The 1,720-nt window shown below is 65.8% G+C and carries 3 protein-coding genes; all 3 read right to left on the bottom strand.

From position 1 onward, the window contains the following. On the bottom strand, positions 1 to 853 hold an 853-nt coding region (locus VBE63_RS28755), incomplete at its 3' end, for an IS66 family transposase (protein WP_323686398.1). 61 nt (positions 854 to 914) lie between these two features. After that, entirely contained in the window at positions 915 to 1,229 is a 315-nt protein-coding gene (locus VBE63_RS28750; RefSeq protein ID WP_323686397.1) for a hypothetical protein, read from the bottom strand. A 59-nt stretch (positions 1,230 to 1,288) separates the two neighbouring features. Next, a complete protein-coding gene (locus VBE63_RS28745; RefSeq protein ID WP_323686399.1) occupies positions 1,289 to 1,651 on the bottom strand; it encodes a Druantia anti-phage system protein DruA in 363 nt (120 codons plus the stop codon). Positions 1,652 to 1,720 lie beyond the last annotated feature (69 nt).

Below are 1,720 nucleotides of genomic sequence, written 5' to 3'. Positions count from 1 at the left end.
GGAGATGGCTACGCGATTCACCATTGTCATCGAGCTGCTGCTCCATCCAGCGCTTGAGGCTCGCCATCACCGGGGCACTGTGAGCCTGATGATGCGCGAGGCGTTGGGCCGGATTGAGCTCCGCCTCAACGCACTTGTCCTCTTGGTGATCGATCGTGGCGATCGCCGCGATCACCTGCTCGCATTCGCCCGGAAAGACGTCTTGGATGTCGACGAACTGGCGTCGCGCATGGGTCAGACAATTCAGATCGACCACCCGATCGCCATGGCGCTTGAGCGTATTGGCCGCCAGCGCATCGGCCATGCGCAGCATGCGAGGCAGCGTCGCCGGGCGCAAGGCCATCAGATCATCGAGATTCTCCCCGGCATGCTGACGCCCGGTGAAGAACAGACAGACGCTGTGCGCACCCTCACAGCGCAGCGCCGTGGTGTAGATCGCCTGGCGCGCCGGTGGTGGCTCGGCCTGGTTCTCCTTGATCAAGGACAGCACCCGCGCGCGGGTATCGTCCTGGAACACCACCTCGAGCTGAGCGGCATACCCCTGCAGATGGTTGAACACCACGTAGCCGACGTCGGCGACCTGCTCAACCAGCTCCCATTGGGTGGCATCGGGCAGGGGTTGGCCGAGCATCTGCTGGAAGGATTCAAGGCGATTGAATGGCAGACCTAAATGATAATGCGCCATCGCCAGGATCACCTTCAGGCTGCTGTCATAACGCTCGGGGCTGACCTCCGGGGGCAGATGGGCGACGAACAGCATCCCGCAGGCGCTGCAGCGTAGGCGCTCGAGCTCGTAGCGGGTCACCGCCACCAGGGGCTGACCGCGAAAGCGCAGGCGCACCAGGGGTGGCATGGCGTACAGGCGGCCGCGTGTGCAGGCCGGGCAGAGATCGCCGGGATTGAGGTGATCGTGCTCACAGCGCTGGACCTCGGCGCCAGGATAGTCGCCGACGCCGAGGCGACCATGGCCCGATGCACGGGGTGTCTCTGGCGGCTCCGGGGGGACTCGGCGCTGGGGTCTCGCTCGGCGTCTCGACACTGGCTTCGGTCTTCTCCTGGGTGTCGTTCGCCGGCTCGGCGCCGCTGTCGCTCGCTGCATCCGCCGGCGGCTCAGCGGGTGGCTTGCGCGGGGTCTTCTCGGTCGGTTTGCCGAACAGCACGCGTTTGAGCGTCGCCAGACTGATGCGGGTCTCGAGCAGTGCGTGCTCAAGCCACAGCAGGGTGCGCAACAGCGGGGCGATGCGCTGCTGATCGGCGGTCTCGAGCTGACCTTGCTCGGCCAGCGCGATCAGCCGCTCGACCTCCTCGGCCGCGAGCGACTCGGGCTCGGACTTTTGCCCACGCAGCGCCAGTTCGCCGCGCGGTAGCCGGTGCCGCGGAAGCGCTCGGCCTCGACGAAGGTCTCCAGCAGGTAGGGGCGATAGCCGTAGCGTGCTTGCCAGTGTCCAGGCAAGGTGCGCGCCGCCAGCCCCAGCAGCTTGCTCGCCAGTGACGGCACGCGAATCCAGGGCAGGATGAGAAATCGAGCGTTGTTGACGACCGCCGCCAGGTTGCGCTGACGTTGTTCGTGGCTCCAGCCGATCCACTGATCACGCGGGGCGGTCTGCCAGGCCATGATCACGCCGACGATCCCGGTGACACCGACGACCAGGCTGACCAGATACAGGATGTAGATGATCTGCGCGTTAGAGGTTGAAACAGGGGTCGGACTCGGGGCTTA

It is taken from the genome of Lamprobacter sp., from assembly GCF_034860625.1.
Classification (GTDB): domain Bacteria; phylum Pseudomonadota; class Gammaproteobacteria; order Chromatiales; family Chromatiaceae; genus Lamprobacter.
Note: the sequence above shows the minus strand (reverse complement) of the source record. Positions and strands in the feature narration are given on the sequence as shown.